18 protein-coding genes are annotated in these 19,659 nt (G+C 66.6%); 7 read left to right on the top strand and 11 right to left on the bottom strand.

All coding sequences use genetic code 11. The annotated features are described in order from the left end of the window. Positions 1-27: 27 nt before the first annotated feature. The 4 genes from narH to ACREYQ_RS28295 form a co-directional block, all read right to left on the bottom strand. Positions 28-1,578, bottom strand: a complete 1,551-nt coding sequence (gene narH / locus ACREYQ_RS28310) for a nitrate reductase subunit beta (protein ID WP_432261276.1) — start codon at positions 1,576-1,578, stop codon at positions 28-30. Continuing rightward, positions 1,575-5,303 carry a nitrate reductase subunit alpha gene (locus ACREYQ_RS28305; RefSeq protein WP_432261275.1) on the bottom strand — a complete coding sequence of 1,243 codons (3,729 nt, stop codon included), beginning with the start codon at positions 5,301-5,303 and terminating at the stop codon, positions 1,575-1,577. The genes narH and ACREYQ_RS28305 overlap by 4 nt, the downstream gene beginning before the upstream one ends. Before the next feature lie 194 nt (positions 5,304-5,497). Then, positions 5,498-6,883 (bottom strand): NarK family nitrate/nitrite MFS transporter, encoded by a 1,386-nt coding sequence (locus tag ACREYQ_RS28300; protein WP_432261274.1) that lies wholly within the window; start codon positions 6,881-6,883, stop codon positions 5,498-5,500. A 36-nt stretch (positions 6,884-6,919) separates the two neighbouring features. After that, positions 6,920-8,200, bottom strand: a complete 1,281-nt coding sequence (locus ACREYQ_RS28295) for an MFS transporter (RefSeq protein WP_432261273.1) — start codon at positions 8,198-8,200, stop codon at positions 6,920-6,922. A 203-nt stretch (positions 8,201-8,403) separates the two neighbouring features. Here ACREYQ_RS28295 and ACREYQ_RS28290 point away from each other — a divergent pair, with 203 nt between their 5' ends. Continuing rightward, positions 8,404-8,526, top strand: a complete 123-nt coding sequence (locus ACREYQ_RS28290) for a hypothetical protein (protein ID WP_432261272.1) — start codon at positions 8,404-8,406, stop codon at positions 8,524-8,526. 11 nt (positions 8,527-8,537) lie between these two features. Here ACREYQ_RS28290 and ACREYQ_RS28285 read toward each other — a convergent pair whose 3' ends face one another. Beyond that, the gene (locus tag ACREYQ_RS28285; protein ID WP_432261271.1) at positions 8,538-9,566 is read right to left on the bottom strand and encodes an AraC family transcriptional regulator ligand-binding domain-containing protein; all 1,029 of its coding nucleotides are present in this window, start codon (positions 9,564-9,566) and stop codon (positions 8,538-8,540) included. Between the two features lie 570 nt (positions 9,567-10,136). Here ACREYQ_RS28285 and ACREYQ_RS28280 point away from each other — a divergent pair. Next, complete coding sequence (locus ACREYQ_RS28280) at positions 10,137-10,670, top strand: hypothetical protein (protein ID WP_432261270.1); 534 nt, start codon at positions 10,137-10,139, stop codon at positions 10,668-10,670. Between the two features lie 261 nt (positions 10,671-10,931). On the opposite strand, the gene ACREYQ_RS28275 is transcribed toward ACREYQ_RS28280, so the two are convergent. After that, positions 10,932-11,240 carry an H-NS histone family protein gene (locus ACREYQ_RS28275; RefSeq protein ID WP_432261269.1) on the bottom strand — a complete coding sequence of 103 codons (309 nt, stop codon included), beginning with the start codon at positions 11,238-11,240 and terminating at the stop codon, positions 10,932-10,934. A gap of 282 nt (positions 11,241-11,522) precedes the next feature. Here ACREYQ_RS28275 and ACREYQ_RS28270 point away from each other — a divergent pair, with 282 nt between their 5' ends. Next, entirely contained in the window at positions 11,523-11,933 is a 411-nt protein-coding gene (locus tag ACREYQ_RS28270; protein ID WP_432261268.1) for a VOC family protein, read from the top strand. 201 nt (positions 11,934-12,134) lie between these two features. Here the strand turns inward: ACREYQ_RS28270 and ACREYQ_RS28265 are convergent, their stop codons facing one another. After that, complete coding sequence (locus ACREYQ_RS28265) at positions 12,135-13,529, bottom strand: NCS2 family permease (RefSeq protein ID WP_432261267.1); 1,395 nt, start codon at positions 13,527-13,529, stop codon at positions 12,135-12,137. Positions 13,530-13,996: 467 nt separating this feature from the next. On the opposite strand from ACREYQ_RS28265, the gene ACREYQ_RS28260 reads away from it, so the two are divergent. Then, entirely contained in the window at positions 13,997-14,206 is a 210-nt protein-coding gene (locus tag ACREYQ_RS28260) for a hypothetical protein (protein WP_432261266.1), read from the top strand. A gap of 14 nt (positions 14,207-14,220) precedes the next feature. Here the strand turns inward: ACREYQ_RS28260 and ACREYQ_RS28255 are convergent, their stop codons facing one another. Next, on the bottom strand, positions 14,221-14,838 hold the full coding sequence (locus ACREYQ_RS28255) for an N-acetyltransferase (RefSeq protein ID WP_432261265.1): 618 nt from the start codon (positions 14,836-14,838) through the stop codon (positions 14,221-14,223). 166 nt (positions 14,839-15,004) lie between these two features. Continuing rightward, entirely contained in the window at positions 15,005-15,196 is a 192-nt protein-coding gene (locus ACREYQ_RS28250; RefSeq protein WP_432261264.1) for a glycosyl hydrolase, read from the bottom strand. Between the two features lie 221 nt (positions 15,197-15,417). Here ACREYQ_RS28250 and ACREYQ_RS28245 point away from each other — a divergent pair, with 221 nt between their 5' ends. The 3 genes from ACREYQ_RS28245 to ACREYQ_RS28235 all read left to right on the top strand — a co-directional run bounded on the left by ACREYQ_RS28245 (position 15,418) and on the right by ACREYQ_RS28235 (position 18,022). Then, positions 15,418-16,578, top strand: a complete 1,161-nt coding sequence (locus ACREYQ_RS28245; RefSeq protein WP_432261263.1) for a WD40/YVTN/BNR-like repeat-containing protein — start codon at positions 15,418-15,420, stop codon at positions 16,576-16,578. Between the two features lie 27 nt (positions 16,579-16,605). Further along, on the top strand, positions 16,606-16,866 hold the full coding sequence (locus ACREYQ_RS28240) for a MoaD/ThiS family protein (RefSeq protein ID WP_432261262.1): 261 nt from the start codon (positions 16,606-16,608) through the stop codon (positions 16,864-16,866). A gap of 187 nt (positions 16,867-17,053) precedes the next feature. Further along, a complete protein-coding gene (locus tag ACREYQ_RS28235) occupies positions 17,054-18,022 on the top strand; it encodes a chemotaxis protein (protein ID WP_432261261.1) in 969 nt (322 codons plus the stop codon). A gap of 316 nt (positions 18,023-18,338) precedes the next feature. On the opposite strand, the gene ACREYQ_RS28230 is transcribed toward ACREYQ_RS28235, so the two are convergent. Together ACREYQ_RS28230 and ACREYQ_RS28225 are read right to left on the bottom strand one after the other, a co-directional pair. Beyond that, complete coding sequence (locus ACREYQ_RS28230) at positions 18,339-18,995, bottom strand: peroxiredoxin (RefSeq protein WP_432261260.1); 657 nt, start codon at positions 18,993-18,995, stop codon at positions 18,339-18,341. Between the two features lie 84 nt (positions 18,996-19,079). After that, on the bottom strand, positions 19,080-19,517 hold the full coding sequence (locus ACREYQ_RS28225; protein ID WP_432261259.1) for a universal stress protein: 438 nt from the start codon (positions 19,515-19,517) through the stop codon (positions 19,080-19,082). Positions 19,518-19,659 lie beyond the last annotated feature (142 nt).

The following is a 19,659-nucleotide window of genomic DNA, read 5'->3' as shown; positions in this document are numbered from 1 at the left end:
TTCTCCGGACGGTTCGTGGATGCGGGCTCAGCTCAGCACGGCTTTCTTGCGCGACCTGGGCATGTCGACAAAGTGCACGCTGCCCTGGGGCTTCTTGCCGAACAGCGCGCCCTCCGAGGTGCCGCCCGAGCAGCCGTTGCCGAAAGTGAAGCCGCAGCTGGCCTTGTCGTTGAAGCTGTCCTCGACCATTTCCTTGTGCGAGGACGGAATCACGAAACGGTCCTCGTAGTTGGCGATGGCCATGGTCTGGTACATGTCCTCGACCTGTTCCGGCGTCAGCCCAACCTGCTGCAGCACGCCCAGGTCCTGCACGCCGTCCACCACCTGCGAGCGCTTGTACGCGCGCATCGCCAGCATGCGGTCCAGCGCCGACAGCACCGGCGTCACGTCGCCCGCGGTCAGCAGGTTTGCCAGGTACCTGACCGGGATGCGCAGGCTCTTCACGTCGGGAATTACGCCGTTCAGTCCCATGTGGCCGGCCTCGGCCGCCGACTGGATCGGCGACAGCGGCGGGATATACCAGACCATCGGCAGGGTGCGGTACTCCGGGTGCAGCGGGAAGGCAACCTTCCACTCGCACGCCATCTTGTAGACCGGCGACTTGCGCGCGGCATCGAGCCAGCTTTGCGCAATGCCCTGGCGCAGCGCCTCGGCCTGCACCGCCGGATCGTGCGGGTCCAGGAACACATCGAGCTGCGACTGGTACAGGTCGTGCTCATCGGCCACCGACGCGGCCTGCCCGATGCGGTCCGCGTCGTACAACATCACGCCCAGGTAGCGGATGCGGCCGACGCAAGTCTCGGCGCAGACCGTGGGCTGGCCGGCCTCGATGCGCGGATAGCAGAACAGGCATTTCTCGGCCTTGCCGCTCTGCCAGTTGAAATAGATCTTCTTGTACGGACAGCCCGAGATGCACATGCGCCAGCCGCGGCACTTGTCCTGGTCGACCAGCACGATGCCGTCGTCCTCGCGCTTGTAGATCGAGCCCGACGGGCACGAGGCCACACAGGCCGGGTTCAGGCAGTGCTCGCACAGGCGCGGCAGGTACATCATGAAGGTGTTCTCGAAGGTCGAGTACATCTCTTTCTGCACGTCGTCGAAGAGCTTGTCGCGCCCGCGCGAGCTGAACTCGCCACCGAGGTCGTCTTCCCAGTTCGGGCCCCATTCGATCTTCTCCATCTTGCGCCCGGTCAGCACGGACACGGGGCGCGCGGTGGGCGGGGTCTGCACCAGCGGCGCCTTTTGCAGGTGCTCGTAGTCGTAGGTGAAGGGCTCGTAGTACTCGTCGATGGCCGGCAGGTTGGGGTTGGCGAACAGATTCGCCAGGATCTTCAGCTTGCCGCCCTGGCGCGGTTCCAGGCTGCCGTCGGCGTTGCGCTGCCAGCCGCCCTGCCACTTGTCCTGGTTCTCCCATTCCTTGGGGTAGCCGATGCCGGGCTTGGTCTCGACGTTGTTGAACCAGGCATATTCGACGCCGTCGCGGCTGGTCCAGACGTTCTTGCAGGTCACGGAGCAGGTATGGCAGCCGATGCACTTGTCGAGGTTCAGCACCATGGCCACCTGGGCACGGATCTTCATTGCGTAGCTCCTTCTTCTTTCATTGGCCCTTCCAGCCAGTCGACCTTCTTCATCTTGCGCAGGATCACGAACTCGTCGCGGTTGCTGCCCACGGTGCCGTAGTAGTTGAAGCCCCAGGCCAGCTGCGCATAGCCGCCGATCATGTGGGTGGGCTTGGTCACGGCGCGCGTGACCGAGTTATGGATGCCGCCGCGCATGCCGCTGGTCTCCGCGCCCGGAACGTTCACGATCTTTTCCTGGGCGTGGTACATCAGGCACATGCCCTTGGGCACGCGCTGCGACACCACCACGCGGGCGGTCAGCGTGCCGTTGACGTTGAATACCTCGACCCAGTCGTTGTCGCGGATGCCGTTGGCCCTGGCTTCCGTTTCAGAGATCCACACGTGCGGGCCGCCGCGAGACAGCGTCAGCATGCGCAGGTTGTCCGAGTAGGTCGAGTGGATGCCCCACTTCTGGTGTGGCGTGATCCAGTTCAGCACCAGTTCCGGGTTGCCGTTGGGCTTCTTGCCCAGCATCGGCGCCACGGTCTTGGTGTCGATGGCCGGCTTGTAGACGCACGCGCCTTCGCCGAAGTCCAGCATCCACCGGTGGTCCTGCCAGAACTGCTGGCGCCCGGTCAGCGTGCGCCAGGGGATCAGCTCATGCACGTTGGTGTAGCCGGCGTTGTAGCTGACCTCTTCCGATTCCAGCCCCGACCACGTCGGCGCGGAGATGATCTTGCGCGGCTGCGCCTGCACGTCGCGGAAGCGGATCTTGTCGTGCTCGCGGCCTTCGGCCAGGTGGGCGTGGTCGCGGCCGGTGATTTTCGAGAGCGCCTCCCACGCCTTGACGGCAACGTGGCCGTTGGTCTCGGGGGCGAAGGTCAGGATCATTTCGGCGGCATCGATCGCCGTTTCCAGCTTCGGCCGGCCCTGGCTCACGCCCGGCTCCTGCACTGTGTGGCTGAGCTGGCCGATTTCCTTCACCTCATGTTGGGTGTTCCAGTTGATGCCCTTGCCGCCGTTGCCGAGTTGGTCCAGCAGCGGCCCGATCGAGGTGAACTTCTTGTAGATGTCCGCGTAGTTGCGCTCTACCACCGTCATCGACGGCGCGGTCTTGCCGGGGATCAGGTCGCATTCGCCGGCCTTCCAGTCCCTGGGTTCGAACGGCTGGCCCAGTTCGCCCGGGGTATCGTGCAGCAGGGGCGTGCACACCAGGTCCTTGCGCGTGCCGAGGTAGGGGCCGGCGATCTCGCTGAACGTCTTCGCGATGGCCTTGTAGATCTCCCAGTCGGTCTTGCTTTCCCACAGCGGCTGCACGGCTTCGGACAGCGGGTGGATGAACGGGTGCATGTCCGACGTGTTGAGGTCGTCCTTCTCATACCACGTGGCGGTGGGCAGCACGATGTCGCCGTACAGGCAGGTGGTGCTCATGCGGAAGTCCAGCACGGTCAGCAGGTCCAGCTTGCCTTCGGCGGCCGGGCGCACGTTGACCTCGCCCGGCGTGATCGCATCGTTCTCGTCGCCGAACACGGCGTTCTGCGTGCCCAGCAGGTACTTCAGGAAGTACTCATACCCCTTGCCCGAGCTGCCCAGGATATTGGAGCGCCACACGAACATATTGCGCGGGAAGTTGGCCGGATTGTCGGGGTCGTCGCAGGCGAACTGCAGCTGGCCGGACTTGAGTTGCTCCACGGTGTAGGCGACCGGGTCCTGCCCGTTGCGCTCGGCCGCATCGACCACATCGAGCGGATTGGCACCAAGCTGCGGGGCCGACGGCAGCCAGCCCATGCGTTCGGCGCGCGCGTTCAGGTCCAGCAGCGAGAGGCCGTCGTAGCGCTTGCGGTCGGCGGTGGGCGACAGGATCTCGTCGACGCCCAGCTTCTCGTGGCGCCACTGGCTGGTGTGGTTGTAGAAGAACGAAGTGCCGTTCATCTGGCGCGGCGGGCGCGACCAGTCCAGGCCGAAGGCCAGCGGGGCCCAGCCGAACTGCGGGCGCAGCTTTTCCTGGCCGACGTAGTGTGCCCAGCCGCCGCCGCTTTTGCCGACGCAGCCGCACATCATCAGCAGGTTGATGATGCCGCGGTAGATCATGTCGTTGTGGTACCAGTGGTTCAGCGCGGCGCCGACGATGACCATGCTCTTGCCTTGCGTGCGGTCGGCGTTGTCGGCGAACTCGCGCGCCACCTGGGTCACCAGGCGCGCCGGCACGGAGGTGTGCTTCTCCTGCCAGGCGGGGGTGTAGGGCACGTCGTCTTCAAACGACGCGGCCACGTTCGGGCCGCCCAGGCCCTGGTCGACACCATAGTTGGCCATCTGCAAGTCATACACGGTGGCGACCAGCGCGCTGCTGCCGTCGGCCAGCGTGATGCGGCGCGCGGGAACGCGGCGGCGCAGCAGCTCGTCATGTTCGCCGCCGAAGTAGGGGAAGCCCACTTCCACCACTTCGTCATGCTGGCCGACCAGCGACAGGCGCGGGTCGATGATGCGTCCGCTGCCGCCGTCCTTCATTTCCAGGTTCCAGCGGCCCACCTTCTCGCCGCCGTTGTGAGCGGCTTCACCCCAGCGGAAGCCGATCGAGCCGTTGGGCGCGACAATCCCGCCGCTGGCGTCGTCGATCAGCAGGGTCTTCCACTCGGGGTGGTTGGCTTCGCCGAGGTTGTCGGCCAGGTGCGAGGCGCGCAGGAAGTGGTCGGGCACCAGCGTGCCTTGATTGTCGCGCAGCAGCACCAGCATCGGCATGTCGGTGTACTGCTTCACGTAGTCGCGGAAGTACTCGGACTTGCCGCTGGCGTGGAATTCCTTGAGCACCACGTGGCCCATGGCCATCGCCAGCGCGGCATCGGTGCCTTGCCTGGGCGCCAGCCAGATATCGCCGAACTTGACCATCTCGCCGAAGTCGGACGAGACCGCCACGGTCTTGGTGCCCTTGTAGCGGACCTCGGTGTAGAAGTGCGCGTCCGGCGTGCGCGTCTGCGGCACGTTGGAGCCCCACACCATCAGGTAGGTGGCGTTGTACCAGTCGGCGGATTCCGGCACGTCGGTCTGCTCGCCCCACACTTGCGGGCTGGCCGGGGGCAGGTCGCAGTACCAGTCGTAGAACGACAGGCAGGCGCCGCCCAGCAGGCTCAGGTAGCGCGCACCGGCCGCGTACGACACCATCGACATGGCCGGGATCGGCGAGAAGCCGATCACGCGGTCCGGGCCGAACTTCTTCACCGTGAAGGCATTGGCCGCGGCAATCATCTCCGTGGCGGTGTTCCAGTCGGCGCGGACAAAGCCGCCCTGGCCGCGCACGCTCTTGTAGCGCGCGGCCTTGACCGGGTCCTGGCTGATCGATTCCCAGGCGGCGACGGGGTCCATGGTCTTGCGGGCTTCGCGCCACATCTCCATCAGGCGGCCGCGGATCATGGGGTACTTGACGCGCTGGGCCGAGTAGACGTACCAGCTGTACGAGGCGCCGCGCGGGCAGCCGCGCGGTTCATGGTTGGGCAGGTCCGGGCGCGTGCGCGGATAGTCGGTCTGCTGGGTCTCCCACGTGATCAGGCCGTTCTTCACATAGACCTTCCACGAGCAGGAGCCGGTGCAGTTCACGCCATGGGTGGAGCGCACGACCTTGTCGTGCTGCCAGCGGCTGCGGTAGCCGTCTTCCCACTTGCGGTCTTCGTTCACCACTGCGCCATGGCCGTCCGCATAGGTGGACTTGACGCGCGACATGAACTTCAGTCGATCCAGGAAATGACTCATTGCTTTGTTCTCCGCGGGTGCTTTGCTGCGGGGGCTCCGGTGGGTTCCCGGAGCCTTGCAGGGTCACCCTCAGCTTATGGGGGAGGCGGGCGGCGGCCAATTCGCTGGTGGAACTGCCGCCGCGTGGCGATCGGGCTAGGCGCCGGGCGCGGGACTAGTTCGGAAGAACTAGCCCGGCCGGCAGGGTGGCGGGGTCAGCAGGGCATGGGTGCGTTGCGGCGCGCGTAGTACCACCATGTCACCAGCACGCAGCTGACGTAGAAGACGATAAAGCAGTACAGCGAAGCGTCGGCGGCGCCGGTCAGCTCCAGCGAGGTGCCGAAGCTCTTGGGGATGAAGAAGCCGCCGTAGGCGCCGATCGCGCCGGAAAAGCCAAGCACAGCGGCGGATTCCTTGCCGGCTTCCTGCAGAGCCTGCTTTTGTGCGGCGTCACCCTTGCCCGCGGCGGCGCGCTGGCGCTCGGTCAGGAAGATCACCGGGATCATGCGGAAGGTGGAGCCGTTGCCGATGCCGGTCAGCGCGAACAGTGCGACAAACGCTGCCAGGAAGTATGTGAAATTGCCGCCGGCGCCGTCATGCGGCAGCGCTGCCAGCACCGCGAACACCGCGGCGATCATGCCGACGAAAGTCCACAGCGTGACGCGCGCGCCGCCGAGCTTGTCGGAGATCCAGCCGCCCACGGGGCGCGTCAGCGCGCCCACCAGCGGCCCCAGGAAGGCATAGGCGGTGGGGTTCACGCCGGGGAACTGCGACTTGGTCAGCAGCGCCAGCCCGGCCGAGAAGCCGATGAACGAGCCGAAGGTGCCCACGTACAGCCAGCACATCAGCCAGTTGTGCTTGCGCTTGAAGATCACCGCCTGGTCGGCGAACGATGCCTTGGCGTCCGCGATGTCATGCATGCCGAACCATGCGGCCAGCGCCGAGACGATGATGAACGGCACCCAGACAAAGCCCGCGTTCTGCAGCCACAGGTCCTGCGTGGCGCCGTTGGCCTGGTATTGCTGCGGCTCGCCGCCGAGCGCGCCGAAGATGGCCACCGACACCACCAGCGGCGTGACGAACTGCACCACCGATACGCCCAGGTTGCCGATGCCCGCATTCAGCCCCGTCGCCAGCCCCTTCTTTGCCTTGGGGAAGAAGAAGCTGATATTGGCCATCGACGAACTGAAGTTGGCCCCGCCCAGCCCGCACAGCAGCGCCAGCACCAGCAGCGTGGGGTAGCCGGTGGACGGGTCGCGCAGCGCAAAGCCCATGCCGAGCGCCGGGATCAGCAGCAGCGCGGTGGAGATCGCGGTGAAGCGGCGCCCGCCGAACACTGGCACCAGGAAGGAGTAGAAGATGCGCAGCGTGGCGCCCGAAAGTGCCGGCAGCGCCGTCAGCCAGAACAACTGGTTCTTGGTGAACTGGAAGCCGGCGCGGTCCAGGTTGACCGCGACCACGCTCCACAGCATCCAGACCACGAAGGCCAGCATCAGCGCCGGGATCGAGATCCACAGGTTGCGGTAGGCGATGCGTTCGCCCTGGCTTTGCCAGAAGACCTTGTTCTCGGGCTCCCAGCGGGTGAGTACGGAAGAGGACATGATGGTGTGCCTTGGTTGTTTGCGTGACAGGGGCCGTCAGGCGGCCTGGGTGAGGCCGACGGCCTGTTCTTTGCGCCGGCGCTCGGCGCGCTGGCTGTAGTGCATCCACACCAGGCTCACGCACACGGTGCCGTACATCAGCATGAAGCAGCTGCTGCGCACGCCGGTCAGGTCGGCCAGCACGCCGAACAGGATCGGCAGCACGAAGCCGCCCAGCCCGCCGGCCAGGCCCACCACGCCCGAGACCGCGCCGATGTTGTGCGTGAAATCGTTGGCGATGAACTTGAACACCGAGGCCTTGCCGATGGCGAAGGCGATGCCCACCACGAACAGCAGGATGGTGAATACCGCGGGCGTCAGCGCGATGCGGAACGCCTGCGGGCCGCCGGTGGTCTCGATGATGAAATCCGTCGGCGGATAGCTCAGCAGGAAGAAGCCGACCCAGCTCACCCACATCACCCACCAGGTGGTGCGGTGCGCGCCATGGCGGTCGGAGATCCAGCCGCCGATGGCGCGCAGCACACCGCCGGGCAGCGAGAAGCAGGCGGCCAGGAAGGCCGCGGTCTTGATATCGAAGCCGTATTCGCCGATGTAGTACTTGGTCATCCACAGCGACAGGCCGACATAGCCGCCGAACACCACCGAGTAGTACTGCGAGTAGCGCCACACGCGCGGGTCGCGCATCACCGCGAGCTGCTCGCGCCAGCCGACGCTGGACTTGACCAGGTGCGACGGGTTGCTGCGCGAGAACACCCAGAACAGGAGGGCGGTGACGAGCATCGCTGCCGAGTAGACGCGCGGCACCACGGTCCAGGTGCCGGCGGCCAGGATCAGCGCCGGCGCGACGAACTTGGTCAGTGCCGCGCCGGAGTTGCCGGCACCGAAAATGCCCATGGCCAGGCCCTGGCGCGAGCGCGGGAACCAGCGCGCCACATACGGCGTGCCAACCGAGAACGAGCCTCCGGCCAGGCCGACGAACAGGCCCAGCACCAGCAGCTGCCACAGCGTGTGCGCATACGAGATCAGCCAGATCGGGATCACGGTGGCCAGCATCAGCGCGAAGAAGACGATGCGCCCGCCGTAGCGGTCGGTCCAGATGCCCAGCGGCACGCGGATCAGCGAGCCGCTGAGCACGGGCGTGGCCGCCAGCAGGCCGAATTCCGTATCGTTGAGGCCGAGTTCCTGCTTGAGCGGAATGCCCAGGACCGCGAACAGCATCCAGACGGCAAAGCAGATGGTGAAGGCGAACGTGCTGGACGCCAGCGTCATTGCGGCGCCGGGCGCAATCGGCTCCGGCGCGCGTGGGTGGGTGGCCATGGCCATGCTCCTGTGTCGACTTTGGCGGGGGTGATGCCAGAGTAGGGGCGGCCACTGGCGCTGCCTATTCGCCGGCAGCACAGCGCGCGCGGGGGCGCAGCCTGCCTTTGGAGGTAGTTCTACCGGCGGAGGCCGCCGTTGCGTCGCCGCAGGACCTGGCGTGGCACGATTGTCTGCTGCTTGGGGCAGCCAGGGGCCGCACAATGTCTGGCGGCCAGGCGATGGTGCCGGCGGGGGAGATTGCCCTGCGCGTGCGCGCCTTGGTCGATTTCCTGGCCGAACGCTTCGGCCAGCACCCGCCCTGGGAGCAGGCCCACGGCGGGTGAGCCGCTTTGCGCTAGGCGGGCGGTTGCGCCGCCGGGGCGCTATGGCGCCGGTAGTCGCCCGGCGTCATGCCGGTCCAGCGGCGGAAGGCACGGAAGAACGAGTTGGCATCGTCAAAGCCGAGCCGGAACGCGATTTCTCCGAGCGGCATCGCGCCTTCGGTCAGGTAATGGCCAGCCAGCTCGCGCCGCGCATCCTCGCACAGCGCGCGGAAGCTGGTGCCTGCCGCCATCAGCCGCCGTTGCAGCGTGCGCTCGCTGATGTCCAGGTGCTGCGCCACCGCTGCCAGGCTCAGCGCGCGGTCGCCGGCCAGCTGCTGCAGGGCGGTCCGCACATCGTCGAGCGCGGCGGCCGCTGGCCGCATGTCGCGGTGGGCCGGGGGCGCCGCGGGACTGGTGCGGTCGCGCGCCACCAGCCGCAGCGCCAGGTCGCGGCGGCCGAACACGATCGCGTCTTCCTGCTCGCCGAAGCGCACCGGGCAGTCGAAGGCCTCGGTGTAGCGCAGATGCCAGGCGGGCTGGCGGATGCGCAGCGACACCCGCAGCGGATGCAGCGGCTTGCGCGTGAAGCGGCGCCCGAAGGCCAGCAGCGAGCACAGCTCCATGTCGATGCGCGGGCGGGTGTCGGGTGCTTCGGGGTCGCTCGGGCGGATGCAGACCCAGGCTTCCTCGCCCTGGCGGCGCAGCTCGACGCGGTCGCCGGCCAGCAGCTTCTGGTAGCGCGCGATACGCCGCAGCGCCGTGCCCAGCGACGGGCCGGCCATGGCGGGCAGACCCGCCAGGCCGAGCAGATCCGGCGGTATTCGGCTGCCCAGCCAGAGGCCGATGGCGGGGTCGCCGGTGGCGTGATAGACGGCCAGCAGCAGGTGGATCGCCTGTTGCGGGTCGGCCGCGTGCGCGGCGGGTTGGAGGTTGCGGGGATCGGAGTTGGTCTCGGATTCCGGGGCAGGCGCGAGTGCCGATACGTCGTAACCGCCTTCACGCAGCGCGTGCAGCAGCTCACGAGGCAACGGCCCGGCCTGGAGAGGCTCTTGTTGTGGCATCGTCGTTTTCTGGCTGGCAAGTTGGCGCAGTGCGCCAGTGCAGCCCCCGGTACCAATGAGATTACGCGGTGACGATGGCTCCTTCAAGGGTGCGCGGCAGTCAGAAGTGTGTGCCAGGCAGCGCAACGGCGGGCTGGCCACGGTCTGGCGTCGGACCGCGCCGCGCCGTTGCTGGCTTGCGGGGCCGGTGCAACCCATTGCCTAAAATTTGGGCGGTCCGGTGCGGTGGCGCACAGACACGGGCTTTCGGGGAGGGCAGGGGGAGGATATCCACAGATTCTGTGGATATCACGCCGGAGTTTTCAACATGGGTTTGTGCGGCTGCCTCAGGGCTTCGGAAGCGGGTATGCTGGGCGGGTTTGGCGGGATGGCGAACCTGTCCGCGCCGTCGGCGCTTTCGGTGGTCGGGGTGGCCGCGCCGTCATCAGGTGGCATCCATGCCGGATTTGCCGCCATCTTGTCGTCAACGCTTTGCCGTTGGCTCACACACCGCTATCGCGACTCTACCTGCCTGCCGCCATGCGCCATGACCGGTCGTCTGCAGTCCTGCCTCGCCCTGCCGTGTTGCCCATGCTTGCCGCCGCCGTGGCGTTGTCGGGCTGCATGGCGCCATACCGGGTGCCTGCCGGTGCCCCGGCCGCCAGTGTCCGGCTGCTGACCAGCACGGACGACAATACCTCGTTCACCGTTGTCGATCCGGCCAAGTGTCCGGTGCCGGCCCGGCCACTGGTGCTGGCGGGAACGGGCAAGCAGCTGTCGGCAATGGGAAGGGAGCGCAGCCTGGACATGGCCGTGCGCTCGCCCGAGCCGCCCGCGCGCACGCGCGAGCGCCTGGTGGAGGCCGGCCGGCGGATCTACGTGGCGGTGACCTCGGCCGCGGCGCCGCCGCTGCCCGAGATGCGCTGCGCCGCGGGCGTGTCGTTCGTGCCGGTTGCCGGCGGCCAGTATGAGATCCGCTACCAGCGCGACGAGACCGCGAGCCAGTGTTCAGCGCAGGTATTGCGCATGCAGCCGCTGGCCGGCGGCGGCGCGCGCCTGACGGCGGAGCCGACGCAGCAGGGCTTCAGGGCGCTGCGCAAGGACTATGTCTGCCAGGCGTTGTGATGCCCGTCCGCGCCCCCGGGCAGCGGACGGGATCGATTGAAGCGGGCGTTTCAGGCGGGCGTTTGCTTGCTGTCCCCGCCCGCCGACAGCCCATTGGCAGGGCTAATACTGTTCAGATAAACCCTCAACCACTACCGTCATTCCCGCGCAGGCGGGAATCCAGCGTCTTTCACGTCCCCTTCGGGGAAAAAGTCACCGGGTTCCCGCCTGCGCGGGAACGACAAGCACTTAACTGAACGGCATTACGTTGCCAGGGCCGGCTTACTGCTCGATCAGGAAACGCTCCGGACGCTTGCCCAGCCAGGCCGGGGCGCGGCCGCGGCCGGACCAGGTCTTGCCAGTCTTGGGGTCCATGTACTTCGGAGGCAGCGCGGCGGCAGCCTTCTTTACACCGGTGCCGGCCGGGCGGCCGCGCTTGCGCCGGGGCTGGATGTCTTCCGCGGTCAGGCCATACTCGGTCATCAGTTCGCGGATTTTATCGATCACGCCGGCAACTTCCGTCGCCCGTACTTCATTCAGCTTGGCTTCCAGCGCTTCCTTCTCAGCCAGGAGTTGCTTGTATGTCGCCATTTATATCCCCTTTCTGCAAATAGGCCGCTGCATGGTACTAGAAGTTTCGCCTTCAGGTTACCTAAAAAATTCTACAAAAAATATCGGAGAATGCACGGACTGATTGTCTGGCGGTGTCAATTGACCGTTCCACGGCGCACCATGCGCTCCATATTGGCAGCGTCAATGTCCGTTTTTGCCTTCCTTTAAGGACAATGGAAATGCGCGCAAGCGGCTGCCATAGCGGCTAGACTGTTTGTCTGCGCGCCGCGCAGTGCCCTGTCATGACTACCGGAGTCCCCTATGAAGCAGCAGATCTTTGTCAATTTGCCTGTCCGTGACCTGCAGAAGTCGATTGCGTTCTTTACCCAACTGGGCTTTTCCTTCAATCCGCAATTTACCGACGACACCGCCACCTGCATGATCGTTGGCGAGAACATTTTCGTGATGTTGCTGACCGAGGCCAAGTTCCGCAGCTTCTCGCCCAATGAAATCTGCGATGCGCGCAAAGCCACCGAGGTGCTGGTTTGCCTGTCGATGGAAACCCGAGCGCGCGTGGATGAAATGGTCAATGCCGCGGTCGCGGCGGGCGGCAATACCTACAAGCCGCCAATGGATCTGGGATTCATGTACGGGCATGGCTTCCAGGACCCGGATGGCCATGTCTGGGAACTGGTGTACATGGATATGGCGGCGATGCAGGCCGGGCAATGAAAGCGATTTAGCGAAACGCTATTCACCCTCTGCGGGACTGTTGCGCGAGCCTGATGCAAGCCTTGCGCAAGCCCCAAAAAAAACAGCCCGGGCAAGCAGGAAGCCCGGGCTTGAAATCTACCTGGATCACGGTAGAGGAGACACCTGGTTGTCAGCGTGCCGGGCTTTGCGGCCGGGACGCGTCAGCAATTTCCGGAAGGGTCAGATCGCCCAGCCCCCGGCATAGAAGGCAGCCAGCACTACCGCGATGGCCACGGTGCCGACATTGAGCTTGCGCCATTCGCCGGCCACTACGCGGCCGACCACCAGGGTGCAGAAGCCCAGCATGATGCCGGTCACGATATTGCAGGTCAGCACGATGAAGACGGCGCAGACCAGGCCGGCCAGCGCGTCGACCATGTCGTCCATATGCAGGCGGCTCACGCTCGACAGCATCAGCAGGCCCACGTACATCAGCGCCGGCGCGGTCGCGTAGGAAGGCACCAGCCCGGCCAGCGGCGAGAAGAACATCACCGCGACGAACAGCAGGCCCACCACCACGGCGGTCAGGCCGGTCTTGGCGCCGGCGGCCACGCCGACGGTCGACTCGATATAGGCCGCGGCCGGGGCGCCGCCGAACATCGCCGAGAAGATCGAGCTGACCGAGTCCGCGGTCAGTGCGCGCCCGCCGTTGCGGATATGGCCGGCGGCATTGAGCTGCCCGGCCTGGCCGGCGACGGCGCGGATGGTGCCGGTGGCGTCGAACACCGCGGTCATCACCAGTGCCAGCACGCTCGGCAGCACCGTGGCCGACAGCGCGCCGCGCACGTCCATGGCGCCGATCAGCGATTGATGGCCGGGGGCGCTCAGCGACGGCAGCGCGAATACGCCGGTGAACTTCACGGCCGGATCAAAGGCCAGCCCGAGTGCGGAGATGGCGATGATCACCAGCAGGATGCCGCCCGGCACCTTGCGGCGCTCCATGCCGAAGATGGCGGCCAGGCCCAGCACCGACATCACCACCGGGAACGAGGTGATCTTGCCCAGCGACACCGGCAGGCCGGCGCCGGCGTTCTTGACCACCAGGCCGACTTCATTCGAGGCGATCAGCAGCAGGAACAGGCCGATGCCGATACCGGTGCCGTGCGCCACGCCGGCCGGCAGGTTGCGCAGGATCCAGGAGCGCACGCCGGTGACCGAGATCGCGGTGAAGATCACGCCCATCAGGAACACGGCGCCGAGCGCGACCGCCGGCGACAGGCCCTGGCCCAGCACCAGGCCGAAGGCCATGAATGCGGTCAGCGAGATGGCGCAGCCGATGGCGATCGGCAGCTTGGCCCACAGGCCCATCAGCAGGGAACCGAAGGCGGTGGTCAGGCACACCGCGACAAAGACCGCGCTGGTGTCGAAGCCGGCCTTGCCCAGCATGCCGGGCACGACAAAGACGGCGTAGACCATTGCCATGAAAGTGGTGACCCCGGCCACGACTTCCTGGCGCTGGGTGCTGCCGCGCGCCGTGATCTCGAAGAACGCGTCGAGCCGGCCCCGGACTTCGGGGGCGTGGGGGCGTGCGGCGTCGGCTTCCGCCGCGGACGACGGATAGGGTTGTTCGATCATGATGAGCTGTCTCCTTGCGGGTGCTGCAACGTCCGTCGTACGGACTGTCGTCAGGCTGGTCTCACGTGGTTCTGGTCTGGGCTGGAGGCGGAATTCCTGGCCAGCCCCGCTGTTATCGGTGTGCCGCTTGTCGGTGCCTCTGCGGGCTTGATCCGGGCAAGGCTGAAGGCTAGGTGAGCGCGCGCCATGCATCATCACCGGCAGGCAATGCGCGGCATGTGCCTTGCGGAATACCGAATGTGACGATTGGGCACCTTTGATCGATGGATTGGCTCCGGGTGGCGCTTCCGGCAGCCGGCTATTATCACGCACCTCATATACGGCCTATAGGTACAGACCCGGATGATCCGGGCGCAACTTCTTTATACTAGGGATAACCCTGAACTGCCTCCCGATTCGGGCCGAACCACGGTCAGATGTGCTTCGTGAGGCGCGCAACCTCCATCCAACCGGAAAGGACATTCGCCATGCAAGTACTCGCCGACACCCTCTATCGCCAGCCCGCCAAAGCCAAGGCATCCAGGCCCGCCGCCGCCCAGCCGGCCCGCGATGTCGCCTGCTATGCCCGCGTCGGCGGCAGCCAGTCGCTGGTTGCGCGCGTGCGTGCTTACTTCGCGCAGGGCTGGACCCTGTACGCGGCCAACGCGCGCGAAGCCGCGCCGATCCGCTGGCTGTAAGCCGGCGCGCCGCGTCAGTACATGCCAGTGCGGGCCATGAACGCGTCCAGCGTCCAGCCGCGCCCGAGCAACAGCATCCGCGTATGCAGGCCCTCGCGCACGGGCGCGTCGACAGCCTGGCCCAGCCAGGTCAGCGTCTTGCTGCGCAAGTCGACATAGCCCATCGGATAGCCGGCGGCCAGCGCCTGCCATAAGGCGTTGGCGCCGGCCGACTGCCGCGCCCCGCTCAGCAGGCACAGCCCGCCGTCCAGCGCCCAGCGGTACAGCGCACGGGCCAGGCCGCGGCGCTGGTAAGCGGGCGCAAACTTTGTATGTGGCGCCCGCACCCAGGGGTCGGCCCGGCGGCCAACCTCGATTAATCGGTTGAAGACGGTATAGCCGGCCAGCCGGCGCTGCATCACATCTTCCACATAGACGTAATACTCGCCGTCCGCCTCGCGGTAGCGCAGGCGCAGGCCTGGCACGCCCGCGGGCAGCGCCGGCATGGCATGCAGGCGGTCCCCCGGTTGGCCGATGCGGCCGTGCAGGGCGTCCAGTTCGCGCTCGATGTCGCCGGGCGCCAGTTCAACGTCGATGCGCAGTTCAAGCGCGCGCGGCAGCGCCGGCAGGCCCAGGGCATGGACATTCACCATGGCAAGACTCCACTCGGCTCAGGGATTGAGGATCAGGTAGAGGGCGGCAAGCGCCACCATGGCGCAGAAGGTATGGCGGTAGAGGGGTGACATGTCTGGCTTTCTCCTGGCTGCATGATCGGGCGGGTGCCGGATGGCATCCGCGACATGGGCCGTGCGGGAAAGCTCAGGACTGGAGGGTGGCGCCCCGAGCTGCCCGCACGGCCAGGAAAAGCACGGCGCGGCGGACCTGGGCGTACGCGTGGAAGCGGTCGGCCAGGTCGATGGCAACGCCCCGGCGCTGCGCGGCGCGCACGCGCCCGCCTGCCGCCGGCAGGGCCGGGCGGTTCAGGGTGGCGAAGCGGACAGTGCGAAGCATGGGGGCCGGGGCGCAAAGATTCGGTGAAGCATCGCTTATGCCATACTTTGCGCACAATGTCCAGGCAAGTTGCCGGCTTCCGCTTTTAACTCCGTTCTACTTCGAGTTCATCGTGGCCGTCGCTGCCGCGCCGCCAGCAGCTTCGGTCATCCCTTAATTGTGAACACTGTCTACATGTACTAGACTCGGAAGCATCGTTCACCGGCCTTCTTGCAGGAGCCATGATGACGACTTTCCCCAAGCCCGAAACCGATACCGGCCCCGTCAGGCTGCTGGTGGCCACCACCAAGGGCGCCTGGTTCCTGACCAGCGACGCCGCGCGCCGCAGCTGGCAGATCGAGGGTCCGACGTTTCTCGGCCACACCATCCACCATATCGTGCAGGACCCGCGCGAACCGTCGCGCATGCTGATGGCGGCGCGCACCGGCCACCTGGGCCCGACCGTGTTCCGCTCCACCGACGGCGGCCGCAACTGGACCGAGGCCGCGCGCCCGCCCGCCTTCGACAAGGCGCCGGAGGGTGGGACCGGCCGGGTCGTCGATCACGTGTTCTGGCTCACGCCGGGCCATGCCAGCGAGACTGGCACCTGGTACGCCGGCACCTCGCCGCAGGGCCTGTTCCGCAGCGCCGACCATGGCGCGACCTGGGAACCGGTGTCCGGCTTCAACGACCACCCGATGTGGCGCACCTGGACCGGCGGCGAGCAGGACGGCACGCCCGACGGCCCCAAGATGCATTCCGTGCTGGTCGATCCGCGCGACGCCCGCCACCTGTATATCGGCATGTCCAGCGGCGGTGTGTTCGAGAGCACCGACGGCGGCGCCGACTGGAAGCCGCTGAACCGCGGCAGCCTTGCCACCTTCCTGCCCGATCCCAATCCGGAATACGGGCAGGACCCGCACTGCATGCTGCAGCATCCTGCCGACCCGGACATCCTGTACCAGCAGAACCATTGCGGTATCTACCGCATGGACCGCCGCGAAGGCGTGTGGAAGCGCATTGGCGAAGCCATGCCGGCCGACGTCGGCGATATCGGCTTCCCGATCGTCGCCCACCGCCGCGATCCGCGCACGGTGTGGGTATTCCCGATGGACGGCAGCGATGTCTGGCCGCGCGTCAGCCCGGGCGGGCACCCGGCAGCCTATGTCACGCGCGATGCCGGCGAAACCTGGCAGCGCCAGGACCGCGGCCTGCCGGCCGAACAGGGCTGGTTCACCGTCAAGCGCCAGGCCATGGCCACCGACGCCCACGCCCCGGTGGGCGTGTACTTCGGCACCACGGGCGGCGAGCTCTGGGCCAGCGCCGATGAGGGCGAGGCCTGGCAATGCATCGCCCGCAACCTGCCGCAGGTGTACGCGGTGACCGTGGCGCGCCCTGCCTGAATGCCACCAGCCGATCCGGAGACATCCATGCAGGTCCGCATCGCGACGCCGCTCTTCTCTTACACCGGACAGCGCGAATACGTCGAAGCCCGTGGCGCCAGCATTGCTGAACTACTCGACGACCTCGACCGCCAGTTCCCCGGCATGCGCTTTCGCATCGTCGATGAGCAGGGCAAGCTGCGGCCGTATATCCGCGTCTTCGTCAACCGCACGCAGCTGATGCGGCTGGATGCGCCATTGCAGGAGGCCGACGAGGTGCATATCCTGCAGGCGCTGGCGGGCGGGTAGATGCCGCTCGCACGCTGCTGGTTTGCTCCCCAGCGATGACGTCCGCACATGCGCTGCGTGCGCGGCTCAACTCCCGTTGGCGTGCGCCGATATCCAGTCAGGAACCCTGCCGTCCGCTATCCGCCACGGCCGCAGGCAGACGACAACGACGGCGGCAAACACCACACGCACGGCACGGGAGCGCAGCATGAGCAGTTCCATGAGGGACATCGACGAACGGACCAACCTCACCAACAACAACCAGTTCGAGCTGCTGCTGTTCCGGCTCGGCGAGTCCGAGCACTCCGGTCAGTCGGAGCTGTTCGGCATCAATGTCTTCAAGGTGCGCGAGATTCTGGTGATGCCGCCGGTGGTCACCGTGGTCGGTGCCGACCCGTCGATCCTGGGCATGGCGGATATCCGCGGGCAGGTGATTCCGGTGATCGACCTGCCCAGACTGGTCGGCTGCAAGCCGCGCACCGGGCTGGGCATCCTGCTGGTGACGGAATATGCACGTTCGACGCAGGGCTTCGCGGTGGAAGGTGTGGAGGAAATCGTGCGCCTGGAATGGAACCAGGTGCATTCAGCCGAGGCCAGCGTGCGGACCGGTCACGTCACCAGCATCGCCAAGCTGGATGGGGACACTGAGGGGGGCACCGACCCGTCTCGGCTGGTGCAGGTGCTGGACGTGGAGCAGATCCTGCGCGATGTGCTGCCGGCGCGCCAGCCGGACGTGGACCCGGGCACGGTCGGCCCGCAACTGAGCCTGCGTCCGGGCGCCAGGGTCATTGCCGCCGACGATTCGGCCCTGGCGCGCGGCCTGATCGAGCAGGGGCTGAAGGCGCTGGGGGCGCCGGTGGTGATGACCAAGTCCGGCAAGGAGGCGTGGGAGTTGCTCGACCGCATCGCTGCCGAGGCGGCCAGCCACGGCAGGTCGGTGCACGATGACGTGGCACTGGTGCTGACCGACCTGGAAATGCCGGAGATGGACGGCTTTACGCTGACTCGCAAGATCAAGGCGGACAGCCGGCTGAAGTCGTTGCCCGTGGTGATTCATTCATCACTGTCGGGCGAGGCCAGCGAGGAGCATGTGCGCAAGGTGGGCGCGGACGCCTATGTGGCCAAATTCGTGGCCAAGGAACTGGCCGACACCATCCGCGAGGTGCTGACGCGCTGAGCGCCTGCTGGCGGAAGAATCGCAACACGCACAAAATTCAAACGCCCGCAACCATTCCCGTAAGCCGGCGGGTTGCCTATAAAACGGGCACTCCAGTGTGTTCCAGCGCTGGCGCGCCCTTGGCGGTTGTCAAGAGGGGGGATATCCACTGAACCTGTGGATAGTTCCTGTGGGCAAGCGGGACCGGCCGGACTCTTCCCGGCCGGCACAGCTCGATACCGGCCGGGAAGTCCGACGCTGGCCTGGCGTCACTGCCACGCCGGCCGCGCTCCCTGGTGCTGCCGCTCCTCGCTCTTCCTGCTCTCCTCGCTTTTCCTTACTTGGGCTGCTCCACCGTGCGCAGGTAAGGCTTCAGGGTCTTGAAGCCCTGCGGGTACTTCTTCCTGGCATCCTCGTCCGAGACCGAGGTCGGGATGATGACGTCCTCACCCGGCTTCCAGTTCACCGGCGTGGCCACGGTGTGCTTGGCATTGAGCTGCAGCGAATCCAGCAGCCGCAGCACCTCGTCGAAATTGCGCCCCGCGCTCATCGGATACACCAGCATCGCCTTGACCTTCTTGTCCGGGCCGATGATGAACACCGAGCGGATGGTGGCGTTGTCCACTGCCGTGCGCGGGCCGCTGCCGCTGGCCTCGGGGTGGATCATGTCGTAGAGCTTGGCCACGGTCAGGTCGGCATCGCCGATCATCGGATAGTTGATCGCATGGCCTTGCGTTTCCTCGATGTCCTTGGCCCAGCGCTGGTGGTCGCCGACCGGGTCGATGCTCAGGCCGATGATCTTGGTATTGCGCTTGTCGAACTCGGGCTTGAGCCCGGCCATATAGCCCAGTTCGGTGGTGCACACCGGCGTGAAGTCCTTCGGATGCGAGAACAGGATGGCCCAGCTGTCGCCGATCCACTCATGGAAGCTGATCTTCCCTTCCGTGGTGTCGGCGGTGAAATCGGGGGCTTGCTCGCCCAGTCGAATCGCCATGGTTGCGCTCCTTGCAGTTGGCGTGGTGTGGAAAAGCGCGTCGCCCTGGTGCCGTCCGGCGCCGCGCGCTGTTGCTCGTTGTCCCTAGCGGAAGACCAGCACCGGGATCGTGCTGTGGGTCAGGACCTTGTGTGTCTCGCTGCCGATCAGCAGCGCCTGCAGCCCGCGCTTGCCATGCGACGACATCACGATCAGGTCGCACTCGCGTTGCTCCGCGCACTGGACGATGGCCTGCCAGGGATGGTCGTCGGTCGCGGTGATGGTCTCGCAGGGCACGCCGGCCTGCGCGGCGGCGTGGTTTAGCGCGGCCAGGAACGTGTCCGCGTGGCGCGCGGCTTCCGCGGTGAAGGTGTCCCTGGTGTCTTGCAGGCTGGTCAGCCGGTACGTCAGTACGTGATACTCGGGAATCACATGCAGCCCGGTCACGCGGGCGCCGATGCGGCTGGCGAACGCCATGGCGCGGGCCGCCATGGCGTCGGCGCGCGCGGAGCCGTCGGTCGGTACAAGGAGGTGCCTGAACATGATGTGCCTCCGGTTGCAGAGAGATACCGCGTCCGCCTGGCCCGTCCGCGGACTGCCGGGCGAGCCAATCCAGTATAGGAATTGAGTGGCATAAGCGACAGGGTCGCGGAGGCGGATATCACGGCGCGAGCCGCGAGCCGTC

It is taken from the genome of Cupriavidus sp. TMH.W2, from assembly GCF_050847365.1.
Classification (GTDB): Bacteria; Pseudomonadota; Gammaproteobacteria; order Burkholderiales; family Burkholderiaceae; genus Cupriavidus.
Note: the sequence above shows the minus strand (reverse complement) of the source record. Positions and strands in the feature narration are given on the sequence as shown.